Below are 14,709 nucleotides of genomic sequence, written 5' to 3'. Positions count from 1 at the left end.
TGAGCTTTCTGACGACCTGTATCGATTCGCTATTAATTTAAATTTGGGTGCTGTTTCCCTTGGTACTTTGGAAGCTGATTTCTGAGCTTTTGAAAGGTGCTAAAAGCGTTGTTGGCTGACAAGCGATTCATTAGCCAATCAGGCAGTATCCCACCTGCGTTCGCATAGGCTGTGTAGTTGATGTGTGTGAAGCCGTTAGTGAGCGGCTGTAGAGTCCATATAGCGTCCACATCGCGAATGCGAATATATCCAGATTCCTTTGCAAGGTAGTTCGACGCGTCTTTGATTGTCAGAGTAAATTGTCCCTCTTCGACCTCGTATTTGGAGTAGGTAACCATGTCTCGGTCACGGGCCGGCCATGGAGCTTTGAATTGGGTATAGACAATGTTTTCGTTAGCGGAGATCTGCATCAGCACTTCACTGTGGGACACATTATCGATCCAGTTGGGCACATTGTCGCTGTCTTCTAGTAACAACAAGAATCCGGAGTAGCTGGTCTCGACCTGCATTTGAGCTCGCACTTCTACCAAGCCATTGCCGTGGTCGCGTTTGTGGATTGTGATGCCATCTTCGCTTTTTACAAAGGCCCAAGGTGTGGCAAAAGCAAGCGTTGAATAGGTGAAAAGGCTAACTACAAAGATCCGGAGTAGAGTCATTCTTCTTCCTGAAAAATAAAGACTTATTAAGTTCGAGTATAGCTAAACTTGGCTGGAACAGAGAGGCTTTATTGGAACATAATAGCAACCTAATTATTACAACTATGGGCGCTTTATTTTGCAACATGCGTTACTGCCACTTTTCGTCTTTATCAGCGTACTCAGTTCGTCGGTCTTTGCTCAACCAAATCAGGCTTCACAGCAGGTTAAGCCTTATCAACCCAAAGGTGCGACTTGCGTCATTCGTAATAGTGATGGTGAGGTTGTTCTTGTTCAAGATTACCTGACGCGCACGTTTTCTTTGCCCGGTGGTTATATTGATAGTGATGAGACATTTCAGGCTGCCGCGAAACGAGAAACGTTCGAAGAGACAGGGATAACTGTCGATGTGGGTGAGCGGCTTGATATTGACGACAATCGAGTTGTTTTTGCTTGCCAGCCCAAAGAGAGTGTTGGTTATATAGACCCTGTTATCGAGAACCGTTTCGGCGCGAAAATTATCCCTGCTCTTAACTCCAAGCACTTTGGTAAAGAAATTCGTCAGGTTTACCTTGCGCCTTTAACGCCATCTGTTGTTGATAAATACCGTTATCCAAGTGATAGCGACGCTCTAAAATCTTGGATCAAGACGAGCCACACCAGCGCTTTTCATGTGCTCGATGACTTGACCAATGGAGCAAGTGAACTTCATACAGAGCAATTACCGTTTATGGCCTCTTTTCAAGCTTGGGCTAAATCAATGCCAATCATCGGTAGCTTACTCACTATTGGTAATGGCTTAGGTGAAGGGGCATTTGCGGTCGGATTATTGGTGCTGCTCTTATTATTGTTGCCCCTACGCTATGGTCTGACGCTTGCCTTTGCACTGCTCGCCACGGCTTATTCGGTCAACCTTCTAAAAATGGGTTTCGCCATTCCACGTCCTTTCTATCTGCTTCCAAGCTTGCAGCAAGCTCAAGCCAGCGGATTTAGTTTTCCGAGTGGTCACACAACCCAAGCGGCGGCAGTTGTCGGGCTGTTACTAGGCTGGGTAACAAAGCGATGTGAACAGCATGGCTACATCAGTCCAAGTGCAGCGATTGTCAGTTGGTTTGCACTGTCGCTTCTTGCTGGCGCCGCTAGGGTTTGGTTGGGTGTTCATTACCCGACAGACATTATCGCCGGAATCGGCTTAGGTGGTTTGATCGCTCTACTGTCGTTGAAGGTCTACCAATTTAGATGCGCAAACCAAAGGCGATTAGTTGAATCGAAGCGTTTGTGGCTGTTGTTACTGGTGGTTTATCTCTTTGGTACCTTACAACTGTTGCAGCCTCTCTATGTGTTTGCTTGGTTTGCCGCGCTTGGCTTGTTCATTTCTTTGTTTATGAATAATCAGCAATCGAACGTTTTGAAACTTAACCCTTGGCAGCAAGTTATTGCTTCAATAATCGGTGTGATGGTGATTGCAGGAGTGAGTATGGCTTTAGTCTCGTCTGCAACAACCAGTACTTTGCTTTTAGCGGTGAATGCACTGGCTATTTTGATTGGGGTGCTCTGGATCTTAGTGGGTTCGCCTTATCTCACTCGACGCTTTAAGCATTGTTAGAGAGGCGCATTTATCTAAAGGGAAAAAAACGGAAGAGTCATACTCTTCCGTTTTGATTAAAGGGCAGGAAGCGAAAGGCGGTGTTATTTTTAAAGCTTGTCAGCCTCAACAGTCTTGATGCTTGTCCAGTTGGTGTTGGCATCTTGAATAAAGACTTGAGTATCTTCCAACCAACGTTTTTGAACAGATTTATCTAAGTTCAAGTAGAGCTTACCGTCTTCAATTTTCCATGCGTTAGGGTCTGTTTCAAACTTCTTACCCATTGCCACGCCAAATGCACAATAGCCGCCGTATTGAGGTGCATACGCTTGTGGATCTGCACGAAACTGGTCGCGGTTTTCACTGCTCGCAAATTGGTAAATGGCATTTTTATAGGTGGCCGTAAATTCAGGTGAACCTTGTACTGCGCCTGCATCCGTAAAGTAGGCTACAGGGTCATAGCCTTTAATCGCCAAATCATTGCTATCGACGCTCATGTCGATATCTGCTGCCATCACTGAAAAACTCGCGCCAATTAGTGCTGCTGCAAGAGTGAATTTTTTACCTGCTGATTTGATAGGTGACATAGCGTATTCCTTGTCTCTGTTTGGTTAGCTTGTATGAATAAATTAGCGAACTTGTCCGGTCTATAGAGAGACAAAAGACCTAAAAAGTAGGCGAATCGTTCGGAGATGCTATGGACCTGTTGTCACAACTGATGGAATATTTTTCGATACGCACCGGTGTTTTTTACTCTGGTCGTTTGTGTGGAGTGTCGTCTTTTAATGGGGAACAAGGCACACAAGGACATTTACATGTATTAACTCGTGGTGAGCTAGTGTTAGCCCGAAATGGTGGTGAGCCTAAACAACTTTCTGAGCCCTGTATTGTGTACCTACCAAACAACACCTCGCACGCGATAGAAGGTGTTGGGGAGGGGGCTGAATTGGTATGTGCTAGTGTCGAATATCGTTCTGGTCAGACAAACCCCTTGTTGTCTGCGTTGCCAGAGGTGATTGTCATTCCTTTTAAAAGCGCCCCAAATTTAAGCCACGTGATTGATGCGCTGTTTCGCGAATCGACCCAGCAATCTTCGGGTCAGCAATATTTAATGGATAGGTTGAGCGATGCCTTGATGGCGCTGATCTTTCGACACCTGATTGAGGAGCAGAAGATAAACAAAGGTGTGTTTTCTGCACTTGCTCACCCGCGCCTTGCATCGGTGGTGTCTGCTATACATCAGCTTCCGGCACGTCACTATTCTGTGGTTGAGATGGCCTCTCTTGCTGCGATGTCTCGCACTCAGTTCATTGAAACGTTCAAACGAGAAGTCGGGGAGACTCCGGGGGACTATGTGCAGAAATGGCGTGTGTCCGTTGCTCAGTCGCTATTGCTGCAAAATAAGCCGATTAACTGGGTGGCCGATGAGGTGGGATACACCAGCTATTCAGGGTTCTCACGCGCTTTTCAGCATGTCGCAGGTGTATCGCCAAGGCAATGGTTGAAAGAGAGCTCAGACTGACGAAAAGTGTATTTGAAAAGGGAGCCCTGCTCGTTGATTGCAATGAGCGGGGCTGTTTTTTGAGTAGGTTACATCAGAGAATAAATCAGCGAAGCAGCACGCTACGTAACGGGCTTTTCTCAAGTGCGACAACTAAGCCGAAGCTGAGAATTATCGTCATGCTGTAAGCGAGAATGTCTTTCGATAAACCAGTGATGCCAAGCATCCCGCAGATATTAAACATCACGATGATTAACAGTAGATGGCTGACATAGATACCCAGCATTCGGCTTGAAATGGCTCGAACCCAACGATTGTCCCCCATGTTTGGGTTTGCCAGTAGCCACATGAATACGCCAGTGCCCCAGAGCGCTGTGCCCGCTAAGAAGTCATTGATGTTGAATGCGACGTCAAATCCCATCAACCAAGCAGCCTCTCCAAAGTGGATGCTCATTCCCAATGCAGCCATCGCAATAGATTGCATTGAAGTGAGTCGCCAACTGTTTTGTCGAATCATAAATCCAATAGCTACGAGTAGCGTGCTGAAGAATGGCCCATTGCGTGTGAAAATCGGCGCTTCCAATTCAGTCAGAGGAGCGTAGCTACCAGCCAAGATTCCGTAGAGGTATAACGCGAGCGCCAAAGGCAAGATCGCTTTGGTTAGGCTCATTTCGACGAGCAGTGCGAGAACGGCAACGGCACAAATAAGGGCAGGGATGAACCACAAGTGCACCAAACCACCTTCGAATAAGCTGTTCAGTGGTGTCGACATTAGGAAGCCCCAGTAACCTTCACGCTCTGCGAGGTAACCGACTTCCATGACTTTGCCCAAATTAAACGGCATCAATAAACTGATGACGCTCCAGGCCAGCCAAACCTTGAGAAGCGGCTTGGAGTAACTCGTTAATGTGCTCCAAGGTGAACGAGTGAGCTTGGGTTGAATGAGGTAACCAGAAATTAAAAAGAACAGCGGAACGGCAAAGCGAGCTGCTTGGTTGAGAACATAGCCTACCCATGGCACCTCATCGATTAGTGCATAAGAGAGGGCCATTTGGCAGTGTAAGCCGATGATCGCCAAAATAGCCACCACACGACCTAACTCTAGGCTGGCAATATGTGTGGACGGCTTTGAACTAGCGGTAGACATAACAAGACTCTTAGAAAAATTTTCCCAGAAGTTAGCAGTGTTCTCGTGTCTTGCTCTAGCTTTAAATCAAAAGAAAGTGCGGTTATTACCCAGTCAAAGCCTGTTTATTTGAAGCGACTCGCAGCTATATTAATCCAGTTGCTTTCAAGGTAAATATGCCAAGGGTACAAGTGATTAGTGACATCACGGTTGTCAGCGCAATGATATTGGCGGCTAAGGTTGAATTACCGCCCATTGCTCTCGCCATGACATAGCTAGCGGCAGCCGTTGGAGCTGCGCTCATCAAAAAGATGAGTCCGAGATCTTGTTCTTTAAAGCCAAAAATCAGCGCCGCGAGTGTAATGGTCAATGGAGCCAGTACCAACTTATAGCTGGTGGCAAACCAAGTTGAAGCTTTCTCTTTCTTTAGAGAGCCAATATCTAACGATCCACCGGTACATAGAAGTGCCAGCGGCAGCGTCATATTGGCGAAGTACTGCCCTGCGTCAGAAACCATTTTAGGTACAGGGATCGATAGTGCATAGAACACGACGCCAAGTGTAATTGCGATGATCAACGGGTTCTTGGTGAGGGTTTTGACAATAACTTGTACCGCTTGTTGACCAGATTCCTGTCCTTTGGGTGTAAGCGCGATCACGGCCTGAATGTTGTAAAGCACAGTCAAAGAGGCGACATAAATTGCAGCCAGTGCAACGCCATCGTTGCCATAAATGTTCGCTACGTAGGCTAAACCGATGATTGCAGTGTTAGCTCTAAAGCCTCCTTGAACGATGACACCCTGATCTTTTGGTTCTGAAAAAGCCAACCGAGTCGACAGCGTCGTAAATAGGAAGAATAGGAAGTTAGCGACGACGCCGAATACCACTAATTTACCGCTGGCAGCGAAATCATGATCAGATTGAACGATGCTTAAGAACAACATCGCTGGCAGGGTGACCTGAAAAACCACCTTTGAAGCAACATCGATAAAGTTTTCATTGATCAACCCAATGCGTTTGAGCATGACACCGAGCACCAACATTAAGCAGATAGGCCCAGTAATTGAGGCGGAAAACGCAAATTGTTGCCAAAGAGAGGTCATGTGCAGTCCTTGCTAGGTTTTTATGAAGAGCGATCGCAGCAATAAGCGACGATGAATTAAAACGCATTGAGTACTGTCGCATTTTTCCACAAATAACATCGACACAGAAATCAAATTTTGAGCAGAACCAAAAAATAATTGCAAAAAAGAACGAACGTGCTAAAAATAAAAGGTCTCAATTTTATGTGATGAATGATGAGTAAAGGAAGAATAACTAAAGAGCATATTTTAAGTCATGCCTTTGCCCTAGCGAGTGAAAATGGTCTGGAGAGTTTGACCATTGGCGAGCTGGCAAAGCAATGTGGCATGTCGAAAAGTGGTCTGTTTGCTCACTTCAACTCTAAAGAGAACATGCAGTTAGCGGTTCTTGAATATTCGAATCAAGTTTTCACTGAACGTGTCATCGTGCCAGCTCGCGAGTTGGGGGATGGTGATATTGAAGCGAAACTGAAACAGCTGCTCGATAACTGGCTTGGTTGGAATCACTCCTTTCAAGGCAGTTGTATGTTTATTGATGCATGGAAAGATGTTGCTAGTGAAAAGTCGGTTATCCAGCAAGCACTGCAGAAAACGATCGCAGTCTGGATCGATTATTTGACGATTCAGATCACCAAAGCCATTGATAATCAGGAATTTAGAGCCGACTTAGAACCTAAACAGGCCATCTTTGAGTTGTACGGTTTGTACTTGAGTGCGAATTTGTTCTATTCACTACATGGTCAACGGGCGAGTCACGACCATTTTTGGAATGGTGTAGAACGATTAATCGCGAGTTGGAAGTGATAACCCGTTAGAAAATAGACAGAATACAGACAAACTGGCTCCCAATGATGGGTGCCATTTTTTAAAATAACAAAAAGCACGGTCGTTCTTTTTCGGCTGAGCTAACAGGCCAACTCACTATAGAGTGGACAAAAGGAACCGTCATGAGTGACAAAATTTATTTCAACACCTCAACGAAATTCAGCTTCAAGCGCAGCTTGATTGGTGCGACGACTAACCTGCACTACATTCTTGCGCCAAGCCACGCTAAGAAAACTGCGCGTAAGCTCCTACTAACGCCAGTCCGTTCAGAGCCCAAGAATAGTGAGCCACAAGGCTTAATTAAGGGCGAAGTAACAACTCGTGACGGTGTTCTAAAAACATACTCACTGGGTACTGGTCCGGTTTGGGTGCTCACTCATGGCTGGTCTGGTACCGCGAGTCAGTTTTATCCTCTGATGGAGCATATTGCAGCCAAAGGCTTCACCGCACTTGCTTATGACCACCCTGCGCATGGTGGTAGTGATGGTGTGTACGGTCACATTCCAGCATTTGTTAAAGGCTTAGAAGCGATTCTAGATACCATCGAAGACGTTGCAGGTTTAGTTGGGCACAGTATGGGCACGGCTTCGGCGTTAGAGTGCAAACACGCTAAGCTTGAGAACAAGCCACTTCTTTTGATCGCGCCAGTGCTCGACTACTTAGAAAACTTGTTCGGCAGCGTGGCTCGATCGGGTTACTCAATGAAGCTCTTTGAAGCGGTGGTTGGTGAAGTTGAAGAGCAGTTCAATTACCCAATTCAGTCGGTCGACCCTTATGGCAAACTGGCGCTTCGCCAATCCAATACCATCATAGTGCATGATGAGAAAGACAAGTTCACTAAGTACTCGGTGTCGGAGCGTGCTGCGAACGAGATGGAGCGAGTGACCTTGGTGACGACTCAAGGTCAGGGGCACGGTCGAGTGATGAAATGCCCGCAAGTTTTTGAAAGCTTCGACGCACTGATTTAATCGCGTCGCTCTAGATAAATGTCAGATCTGAAGAAGGCCAATCTGCGATGAGATTGGCCTTTTTGTTAATTAGGCTTGAGCCTAGGTTTTAGCTGGGCCTGGATTTTAACTGATCTCAGTTAGCACAATTTGCAGGGCCAACTTCTTTCCACACTCCCCATTGGCCAGACTGTGAAGGATCATCTCCTTTCGTCCACCATTTCGCTTCCCAAAGCGTATTGCCTTGAGTCACTTGGTCACCGCCCGTGTAGACAGTGTTAGCATCCCAAGCATTGTTACACGTACTACCGCCCGTTGTTTTCTTAAGGACTTTTACTGAAGTAGAAGCAACAGATGTTTCCGAACCATCACTCACCGTAACCGAGAAGTTAAACAGAGTATCTTGCGTATATTCACCAGCAACAAAACTCACAGATGCACCTTGAACCGTTGCGTTAAGTTCAGCAGGTACATTCCATGTGAAGCTCAATGTATCGTTGTCTGCATCGGTTGAGTCAGAGGCGTCTACCACAACAACATCACCAGCGTTCACCTCAGCAGGCGCCGAAACAGCCGCGACAGGAGCCGTATTGACTGGGTCTGTGTTCTTCGGTGTTACTGTGACTACCACAGTGTCTGTTGATGTTGCGCCTTCGTTGTCTGTTACTGTCAGGCTAAAAGTAAGCGTCTCTTGTTGAGTCACTTCAACAACATCGAAGCTTGCAACAGCGGCATTGGCGTTAGCCAGTGTTACTGCTGTACCGCTCACTTGAGACCAAGCGTAACTCGCAATGGTGCCATCGCTGTCTTTTGAAGCGCTGCCATCTAGAGAAACAGAAGCTGGGCCTTCAACTGATTGGTCTGCACCTGCCGATGCAGTTGGTTTGCGGTTGACTGGGTCAGTTGTGCCATCGGCCAAGCCTTCGTGCATCGCATTTAAGATATCGCCATTGTCTGCATCAATCTCCCATGAGAAAAGACCCGCAAGGCCAAGGCTGCGCACATAAGCACCTTTCGCTTTCACAGAGCGGTCGTCATCAAAAGTGATCAATTGACCTGATGTTCTGTTCCAAACGTAAGGCGCTTCAGCTTGCTCGTCATAGCCGTATTCAAAGCCATTAATGCCCTGATTATTTGCGCCTAACATATTGGCTTTAATGCCTTTGTAGTCAATAACACCATCTTCCCAAACGCCTTGGGCGGTGCTGCCCTTCAGCTTACCGTTACCAACGCCTGTCATTGGGTCGTTCGGATCAGTCAGAGTCGATGGAAGTACGCCTTCCCAACCTCGACCATACATAGCGGTACCAACGACCAGTTTGTTTGCAGGTACGCCTTGCGCAAGCAGTAGCTGAATGCCATTGTCTGTGGTGTAAGCTGGACCTTTGTATGGTTCGCCGTTTTCATCAAGGCCACTGCCGTCACACTGGCCTGGACGCATAAAGTTGCCACAGTTGAGTGCCGTTTGGTGACCAAGAACGTTGTTCCAACCGCCGTAGAAGTCGTAAGTCATTGCGAAGATGTAATCCATGTATTGGATAGCATCGCCGTAGTTTACGTCTTCGATCTTGTCATAACCGACACCAATTGCAGATGTGAGCTCGTAGGTACGGCCTGTTTCAGCTTCAAGTTCGTCTAGCATCGCGCGCAGCTCAGCCATTAAAGCAATGTAAGCTGGGCCGTCATTAACAGGGTCGCCGAGGTCGGCTGCGGCACCGCCACCACCTGGGAACTCCCAGTCGATGTCGACACCATCATAGAATTTCCACGTATTTAAGAACTTTTTAACCGACGCAACAAAGGTGTCTCGGTTGGCTTTGGTTGTAAAGTCAAAGAAGGGATCTGATAGCGTCCAACCACCAATTGAAGGGATGATTTTTAGATCTGGATTTCGCTGCTTCAGAGCCATCATCATTGCATAGTTGCCTTTGATAGGCGTGCTGTATTCATGACCTGCTTGATTGAAGCTCTTTTGGAACGCGGCCCAAGGGTCGTGAATAACCACCTCATAATCATTGACACCCTTACAGGCAGTCATCAGTGCGTTGAAGCTATTACCACCGACCGATTTTACTGATTCATTTGGACCACAAATTGGGATGAAGCCGTAAAGGATGTGGGTCAGATTGTCAGCTGGTAGGTTGTCGACAGTGTAGTCTCGGCCATAGATACCCCATTCAACAAAGTAAGTACCTACTACCGTGTTAGGGTCTGTATTGTAAGTCTTGTTGTTCGGGTCGATGTTCATAGTGAGTGGAGCAAGGTGAGAACCGTCGGTGTCGGCAATGGTGATTTGTGCTGGTGCACTTTTACTACATCCTGTTGCGTCACAGGCCTCGATTTCCATTTGATACAAACCGCCTTGGCCATATTCAAACGACGCGGTGGTTTGACTACCAGTAATCGCGCCAGTCGCTACTTTTACACCATCAAAGTAGATGTTGTACGTATCGCCAGCGGTGCCACTCCATTGGTTAAACTTAACCGCGATCTTGGCTTTGTCATGGTATTTAACCATGTCGTTGTAGCCAGAGGTTGTCTCCATCGCAAGTTCAATCTTTGAGAACTGCAGGTTATTGGAACCATACATATCAATGCTTGGTGCGGTAGGTGCGGCCAGTGCCGTGCCTGATAGCGCTAATGCTATGCCGGTCGCACACGTGTTTAAACGAATCATATTTTCTCTCACTCCTTGAATGTGGTTGAAGTACACAGCGGTCAGTTGAATTGGCTGTAACTTCGAATCAGCCCCTAAGATGAGGCGTCGAGTTCAGTATTCGAGAGAGTTTTTATTTCATAAGTGAAAATAAATCCGTTTTCGATGGACAACGAAAAAATCACAACTTGTTACAAAGTTGTTGCGCTATGGGTGAGAGGTCGAGTCCATGTTTTATAAAATTATCGCAGCCAGTGGAATGGTCTCATAAGTGAGCTTTTACGACATGACATGATGCAAATTTTTGATGTTGCATATTTTTATGTTGAAAAATGGAAGTAGTGTAGTGTTTTTAAAAACAGCGAATAATCAGATGTGTTTTGGAATGAACGGGTTATTTGCTGAATTGCTCAGCCAAAGAAGCGCGTCTTTGCTGTACAGCGCTGCTGTTTAACGGAATAGCGGTATGTTCATACCCTTCTTTTACAAATTGCTGTGTAGGGATGTTTGGTACTAAGCGCTTAAGTTGAGGTGAATTGAAGGTGCCACTTATCGCGTACACGGTTTCACCAGACCCAGTATTGATGGTGATGGTCTTGCCATTGAACTTAAAGTTGGTACTGATTAGGCGGTGGTTCATCACCACACCTTGTTCAGATAGGGAAAGGATATCGGTGTCATAAGGTGGCGCGCCTACCTCAATCCATGTGCCGTAGACATTACTCGGATCGATAAACTTCTGATGCGTTTGATAAGCGGTATAACTAGCAAAGACGGCGGCAATAAGCCCCGTCAATAAAAGTAGGTAAAACAGCGCCTGAGTCAATAAGTCTCTGCTCTTCGAATCCTTTTGTCCCATTTTTATGGCTGTTTCCTTCATCTTCCAAAGGACGATTTTATTTATTGAATACTCAGTTTGCAATGAAAGTTGTCAAAGTTAGAAGCAGGATCCACATTGTGAAGCAAACTCACACTTCGAGTGGGCGCTAGTTTGGTATTTGCAGCGAGTTGATTGAACACTCAAAAGCACTAACTTATGACGATTAATTGCTTGTAGGAAACGGGTGAATTAGTTAAAACATTCAAGCAAGTAATTTTGGTGATGAGGCATTTTATAAGCTCACGCCGTTCTGAATAAAAACAAGGAAGTACAATGATTAAAGAAAATACCTATTTCGATGGTGGCGTTAAATCTCTTGGTTTTTCACAAGAGGGTGAAGATGTCAGTGTAGGTGTGATGCAAGCGGGTGAGTTTACATTTGGTACGGCTGCACCAGAAAGAATGACAGTAGTAAAAGGTGCATTAACGATTAAACGTGTTGGTGAAGATGATTGGTCAACGTTTAAATCAGGTGATTCGTTTGAAGTAGCAGGTGATTCTTCATTCGATGTTAAGGTTGCAGAAGCGACCGCTTACCTTTGTGAGTACTTGTAATACTGTCGGTTACTGAACTCGCCAAGCGACCAAGAAAAAAGCCACGCTCCAAGCGAGCGTGGCGAATCAGTGAACGATATTCTTGGCAGTGGATAACGTCACGTTTTAACTGTCCTCCAAAGAGAAGACAAAATTCTTAATAGGTTTCAAAGACGCCATTGTTAAAGTCATGGATCGTCTGTTCTATCTCTTTCATGCTATTCATTACAAACGGGCCATAATGAACAACAGGTTCGTTAATGGGTTCTCCCGAAAAAATCAGTACTCCAGACTCTTCCTTCGCGATCATCTCCAGAATTTCAGCCTTACTCAATAGCGCCAATTGTCCAGCAACGAGAGATTGTGACCCTAATTCAATCGAGCCTTTATAAACATAAACGAACGCGTTGTGATCATTTTCGGTTGTGAGCGTCAGCGTTTGATCTGATTGTGCTCGCCAGTCTGAAACATTGAGTGGTACCCCAGTCGTTTGCAATGGCCCGGATAGTTGTGTGCCCTCAATTGATGCGTTGCCAGCGATAAGTCGCAGTAGTCCCATCTTCTCGTTACCCCATTCAGTAATGGTCTCACTTTGAAAGTCGTGGTATTGAGCAGGCTTCATCTTGTCGCGAGCAGGTTGGTTTATCCATATTTGGAAACCATGCAGAGAGCCTTCTTCCATCATTGGCATTTCACTGTGAATCACTCCGCGACCTGCGGCCATCCATTGAGCGCCACCACTACGAAGCTCACCGACATTGCCCATATGATCCTTATGCTGGAAATGACCTTGGAGCATATAAGTGAGAGTCTCGATGCCGCGATGAGGGTGCGGTGGAAATCCACCTACGTAATCTTTACTCTCATCGGATTTGAGTTCATCAATCATTAAGAAAGGCGAGAAGCTGGCGTTGTTGAATCCTGCAGCTCGTTGGATTTTCACACCATCGCCGTCGGACGTTGCCTGAGCATTCATGATTTGTGTAATACGTCGATTTTCCATGGTTGTTATCTCCAAATGTTTCAATACCTATAGTCTAAGTAGGAAGCACAATCTCAAACAGGGCACAAAACTGACGGGCTTGTTTGAAAAATTCGAACAAGTGAAAAATGGAAGGTTACGCGCCAGTGAAGCGTCGATTTCATAGGGAATGAGTTCGTTTTGTTGCTGCTATTTATGGCAGTTCAAATATTTTCAAAAGAAGATGCTAACGTTGTTGCAGTGAGCTTGAGTGATAATCGTGATCTCGAATATCAGAAAGTTCGCGATTACTGACTATACTTACAATAAGGGATAGTCTAGCCAAGGAGGCGACGATGGCTGTGCAATCTAAACACAACGATAGAAGTGGCCGAGTTGGTTTCGAAAACGACTTCACCACTGATCAACGTCAGCGTTTTACCGAAGTGGCAAACGCGGCATTTCGACGCAGAAAAAAGAAGGAAGAGCTTGATAGACCTTTCTTCCAATCAGCAAAAAACGCGGCGTTTAAACCGGTTCTTAAACCAAAGAGAATGAGTCCGAGCAAGCAGCGTCAAGTTGTTTGGATAGTGATCATTGGTCTGGTCAGCCTATGGGCTATGTATATGGCTGGCTAACTAGATTGCTGGTGTAAAGCGGTGACATTACTTGGTATTGTCTCGATGGCTTTGCACGGCTCAGAACAGTGCCCATCTTCAATGAGTGGTGTCGTGAGATCGTCTTGGTAATAAGCGAAACGGTTTTTACCAGAGTGCTTGGCATAATACATCGCTTTGTCTGCACAGCGTGTCAGCTCTGCAAGATCAGTCGCGTCACTAGGATACATTGCCACCCCAATACTTAAGGTGAGTGTGCCGACTTGATTGTTGGTCAGGTTTTCGTTTTCAAATAAGCCGCTGATTCTCTGCAAAATACCATCTAAATCTTGCTTGCTTCTCACATCATAGAGCATTAATACAAACTCATCGCCAGCGAAGCGGGCAATCGAATAGTCATGCTTATGAGTTGATCGGTCTTTACTGCGAAGGTTATTTTTCAATCGCTGGGCAAAGTGTTGTAGAACACTGTCGCCAACATCATGACCAAAGCTGTCATTGATGGTTTTGAAGTTATCGATATCTAAGAAGACTAAAGCCGTCACACTGTTATTCGTATTGACGGTGTTGAGTTTCTCAATTGCCCAACGTTCAAAACTCCAACGATTCGCAAGCCCTGTGAGTTGATCTCGGTAAGCAAGGTCTTCAATCCCTTCTTGATATAAGCGTTGAATATAGCCCACAGCCTTGGTGTAGTAATAAGATGACACGTGACACACGGCACTCATGGTCACAAGACTTAGAGAGAAGCGGTGTGTACTGTTGAATGGCAGTGCGAATTTATGAGGGATAAATGCCATCAAACTGCTAAGAAAAAGTAAGAAGGTAACACTGAGGATCAACCCCATGCGAAATTCATTAATAAAGATAACCGCAGCTAAGATCGGATAAAGCCAAAGCATACGCTCGGGAATGGTTCCGCTATAGAGAAACAGCACAACACCTTGGATTAGCAATACGCAGCTCAGCAACAATTCGCAATAGTGGGGTTCTTGAACCTTTTTAATATAAACGGCGTTAATGACGGCAATAATGGCGAACATCATTTCAAAGACAGACAGGGTGTAATAGCCATCTTGGAAATAGGCCCAAGTATAGAAAACAAACAACGCTGCAGAGGTTAGCGAAAAGGAGTAGACGATTTTCTGTTTTCGAGTCGAACGAATATCGGCCATCTCTTCTAGGTGTCTTCCGACCAACTTGTTCATTTTATACGCCATCGTGGAAATTAATGTTCTTAATCTTAGGTTAAATTGCTCCAATAAATGATACAAATAACAGCTAATAGTGTGATTAGTCTCTAAGTTTCATATAAATAACTCACTCTGTAAGTATCAGTTCACTCAATAACAGACAGGCTG

14 protein-coding genes are annotated in these 14,709 nt (G+C 45.6%); 6 read left to right on the top strand and 8 right to left on the bottom strand.

Annotated elements, in window-relative coordinates:
* Positions 1 to 32 precede the first annotated feature (32 nt).
* Entirely contained in the window at positions 33 to 656 is a 624-nt protein-coding gene (locus L1D60_RS00910; RefSeq protein ID WP_239839306.1) for an START domain-containing protein, read from the bottom strand.
* A 118-nt stretch (positions 657 to 774) separates the two neighbouring features.
* Between L1D60_RS00910 and L1D60_RS00905 the strand changes: the two genes are divergently transcribed.
* Positions 775 to 2,241, top strand: a complete 1,467-nt coding sequence (locus tag L1D60_RS00905; protein WP_239839305.1) for a bifunctional NUDIX hydrolase/phosphatase PAP2 family protein — start codon at positions 775 to 777, stop codon at positions 2,239 to 2,241.
* 89 nt (positions 2,242 to 2,330) lie between these two features.
* On the opposite strand, the gene L1D60_RS00900 is transcribed toward L1D60_RS00905, so the two are convergent.
* Positions 2,331 to 2,807, bottom strand: coding sequence for a YHS domain-containing (seleno)protein (locus L1D60_RS00900; protein ID WP_239839304.1), 477 nt, complete (start codon positions 2,805 to 2,807; stop codon positions 2,331 to 2,333).
* Positions 2,808 to 2,917: 110 nt separating this feature from the next.
* On the opposite strand from L1D60_RS00900, the gene L1D60_RS00895 reads away from it, so the two are divergent.
* Positions 2,918 to 3,742 (top strand): AraC family transcriptional regulator, encoded by an 825-nt coding sequence (locus L1D60_RS00895; protein ID WP_239839303.1) that lies wholly within the window; start codon positions 2,918 to 2,920, stop codon positions 3,740 to 3,742.
* Positions 3,743 to 3,827: 85 nt separating this feature from the next.
* Here the strand turns inward: L1D60_RS00895 and L1D60_RS00890 are convergent, their stop codons facing one another.
* Together L1D60_RS00890 and L1D60_RS00885 are read right to left on the bottom strand one after the other, a co-directional pair.
* Positions 3,828 to 4,868 (bottom strand): acyltransferase family protein, encoded by a 1,041-nt coding sequence (locus tag L1D60_RS00890; protein ID WP_239839302.1) that lies wholly within the window; start codon positions 4,866 to 4,868, stop codon positions 3,828 to 3,830.
* 124 nt (positions 4,869 to 4,992) lie between these two features.
* Positions 4,993 to 5,949: an AEC family transporter gene (locus L1D60_RS00885; RefSeq protein WP_239839301.1), complete on the bottom strand. Its 957-nt coding sequence runs from the start codon at positions 5,947 to 5,949 to the stop codon at positions 4,993 to 4,995.
* 195 nt (positions 5,950 to 6,144) lie between these two features.
* Between L1D60_RS00885 and L1D60_RS00880 the strand changes: the two genes are divergently transcribed.
* Both L1D60_RS00880 and L1D60_RS00875 read left to right on the top strand, forming a co-directional pair.
* On the top strand, positions 6,145 to 6,732 hold the full coding sequence (locus L1D60_RS00880; protein ID WP_239839300.1) for a TetR/AcrR family transcriptional regulator: 588 nt from the start codon (positions 6,145 to 6,147) through the stop codon (positions 6,730 to 6,732).
* Positions 6,733 to 6,875: 143 nt separating this feature from the next.
* Positions 6,876 to 7,721, top strand: coding sequence for an alpha/beta hydrolase (locus tag L1D60_RS00875; RefSeq protein ID WP_239839299.1), 846 nt, complete (start codon positions 6,876 to 6,878; stop codon positions 7,719 to 7,721).
* 115 nt (positions 7,722 to 7,836) lie between these two features.
* On the opposite strand, the gene L1D60_RS00870 is transcribed toward L1D60_RS00875, so the two are convergent.
* Entirely contained in the window at positions 7,837 to 10,377 is a 2,541-nt protein-coding gene (locus L1D60_RS00870; protein WP_239839298.1) for a glycosyl hydrolase family 18 protein, read from the bottom strand.
* A 373-nt stretch (positions 10,378 to 10,750) separates the two neighbouring features.
* Positions 10,751 to 11,215, bottom strand: coding sequence for a DUF2850 domain-containing protein (locus L1D60_RS00865; protein WP_239839297.1), 465 nt, complete (start codon positions 11,213 to 11,215; stop codon positions 10,751 to 10,753).
* Positions 11,216 to 11,509: 294 nt separating this feature from the next.
* Here L1D60_RS00865 and L1D60_RS00860 point away from each other — a divergent pair, with 294 nt between their 5' ends.
* Positions 11,510 to 11,791, top strand: a complete 282-nt coding sequence (locus L1D60_RS00860) for a pyrimidine/purine nucleoside phosphorylase (RefSeq protein WP_032553586.1) — start codon at positions 11,510 to 11,512, stop codon at positions 11,789 to 11,791.
* A gap of 136 nt (positions 11,792 to 11,927) precedes the next feature.
* On the opposite strand, the gene L1D60_RS00855 is transcribed toward L1D60_RS00860, so the two are convergent.
* On the bottom strand, positions 11,928 to 12,782 hold the full coding sequence (locus L1D60_RS00855; protein ID WP_239840421.1) for a pirin family protein: 855 nt from the start codon (positions 12,780 to 12,782) through the stop codon (positions 11,928 to 11,930).
* A 305-nt stretch (positions 12,783 to 13,087) separates the two neighbouring features.
* On the opposite strand from L1D60_RS00855, the gene L1D60_RS00850 reads away from it, so the two are divergent.
* On the top strand, positions 13,088 to 13,369 hold the full coding sequence (locus tag L1D60_RS00850) for a hypothetical protein (RefSeq protein ID WP_239839296.1): 282 nt from the start codon (positions 13,088 to 13,090) through the stop codon (positions 13,367 to 13,369).
* On the opposite strand, the gene L1D60_RS00845 is transcribed toward L1D60_RS00850, so the two are convergent.
* Positions 13,366 to 14,523 carry a diguanylate cyclase gene (locus L1D60_RS00845; RefSeq protein ID WP_239840420.1) on the bottom strand — a complete coding sequence of 386 codons (1,158 nt, stop codon included), beginning with the start codon at positions 14,521 to 14,523 and terminating at the stop codon, positions 13,366 to 13,368. The genes L1D60_RS00850 and L1D60_RS00845 overlap by 4 nt on opposite strands.
* Between the last annotated feature and the right edge of the window lie 186 nt (positions 14,524 to 14,709).

Origin of the sequence: Vibrio sp. Isolate30 (genome assembly GCF_022397975.1) — a bacterium.
Lineage (GTDB): Bacteria > Pseudomonadota > Gammaproteobacteria > Enterobacterales > Vibrionaceae > Vibrio > Vibrio fortis.
Note: the sequence above shows the minus strand (reverse complement) of the source record. Positions and strands in the feature narration are given on the sequence as shown.

Coding starts and splice junctions, on each gene's coding strand:
- L1D60_RS00910 (WP_239839306.1), bottom strand. CDS start 656: ATGACTCTACTCCGGATCTTTGTAGTTAGCCTTTTCACCTATTCAACG.
- L1D60_RS00900 (WP_239839304.1), bottom strand. CDS start 2,807: ATGTCACCTATCAAATCAGCAGGTAAAAAATTCACTCTTGCAGCAGCA.
- L1D60_RS00895 (WP_239839303.1), top strand. CDS start 2,918: ATGGACCTGTTGTCACAACTGATGGAATATTTTTCGATACGCACCGGT.
- L1D60_RS00890 (WP_239839302.1), bottom strand. CDS start 4,868: ATGTCTACCGCTAGTTCAAAGCCGTCCACACATATTGCCAGCCTAGAG.
- L1D60_RS00885 (WP_239839301.1), bottom strand. CDS start 5,949: ATGACCTCTCTTTGGCAACAATTTGCGTTTTCCGCCTCAATTACTGGG.
- L1D60_RS00880 (WP_239839300.1), top strand. CDS start 6,145: ATGAGTAAAGGAAGAATAACTAAAGAGCATATTTTAAGTCATGCCTTT.
- L1D60_RS00875 (WP_239839299.1), top strand. CDS start 6,876: ATGAGTGACAAAATTTATTTCAACACCTCAACGAAATTCAGCTTCAAG.
- L1D60_RS00870 (WP_239839298.1), bottom strand. CDS start 10,377: ATGATTCGTTTAAACACGTGTGCGACCGGCATAGCATTAGCGCTATCA.
- L1D60_RS00865 (WP_239839297.1), bottom strand. CDS start 11,215: ATGGGACAAAAGGATTCGAAGAGCAGAGACTTATTGACTCAGGCGCTG.
- L1D60_RS00860 (WP_032553586.1), top strand. CDS start 11,510: ATGATTAAAGAAAATACCTATTTCGATGGTGGCGTTAAATCTCTTGGT.
- L1D60_RS00850 (WP_239839296.1), top strand. CDS start 13,088: ATGGCTGTGCAATCTAAACACAACGATAGAAGTGGCCGAGTTGGTTTC.
- L1D60_RS00845 (WP_239840420.1), bottom strand. CDS start 14,523: ATGGCCGATATTCGTTCGACTCGAAAACAGAAAATCGTCTACTCCTTT.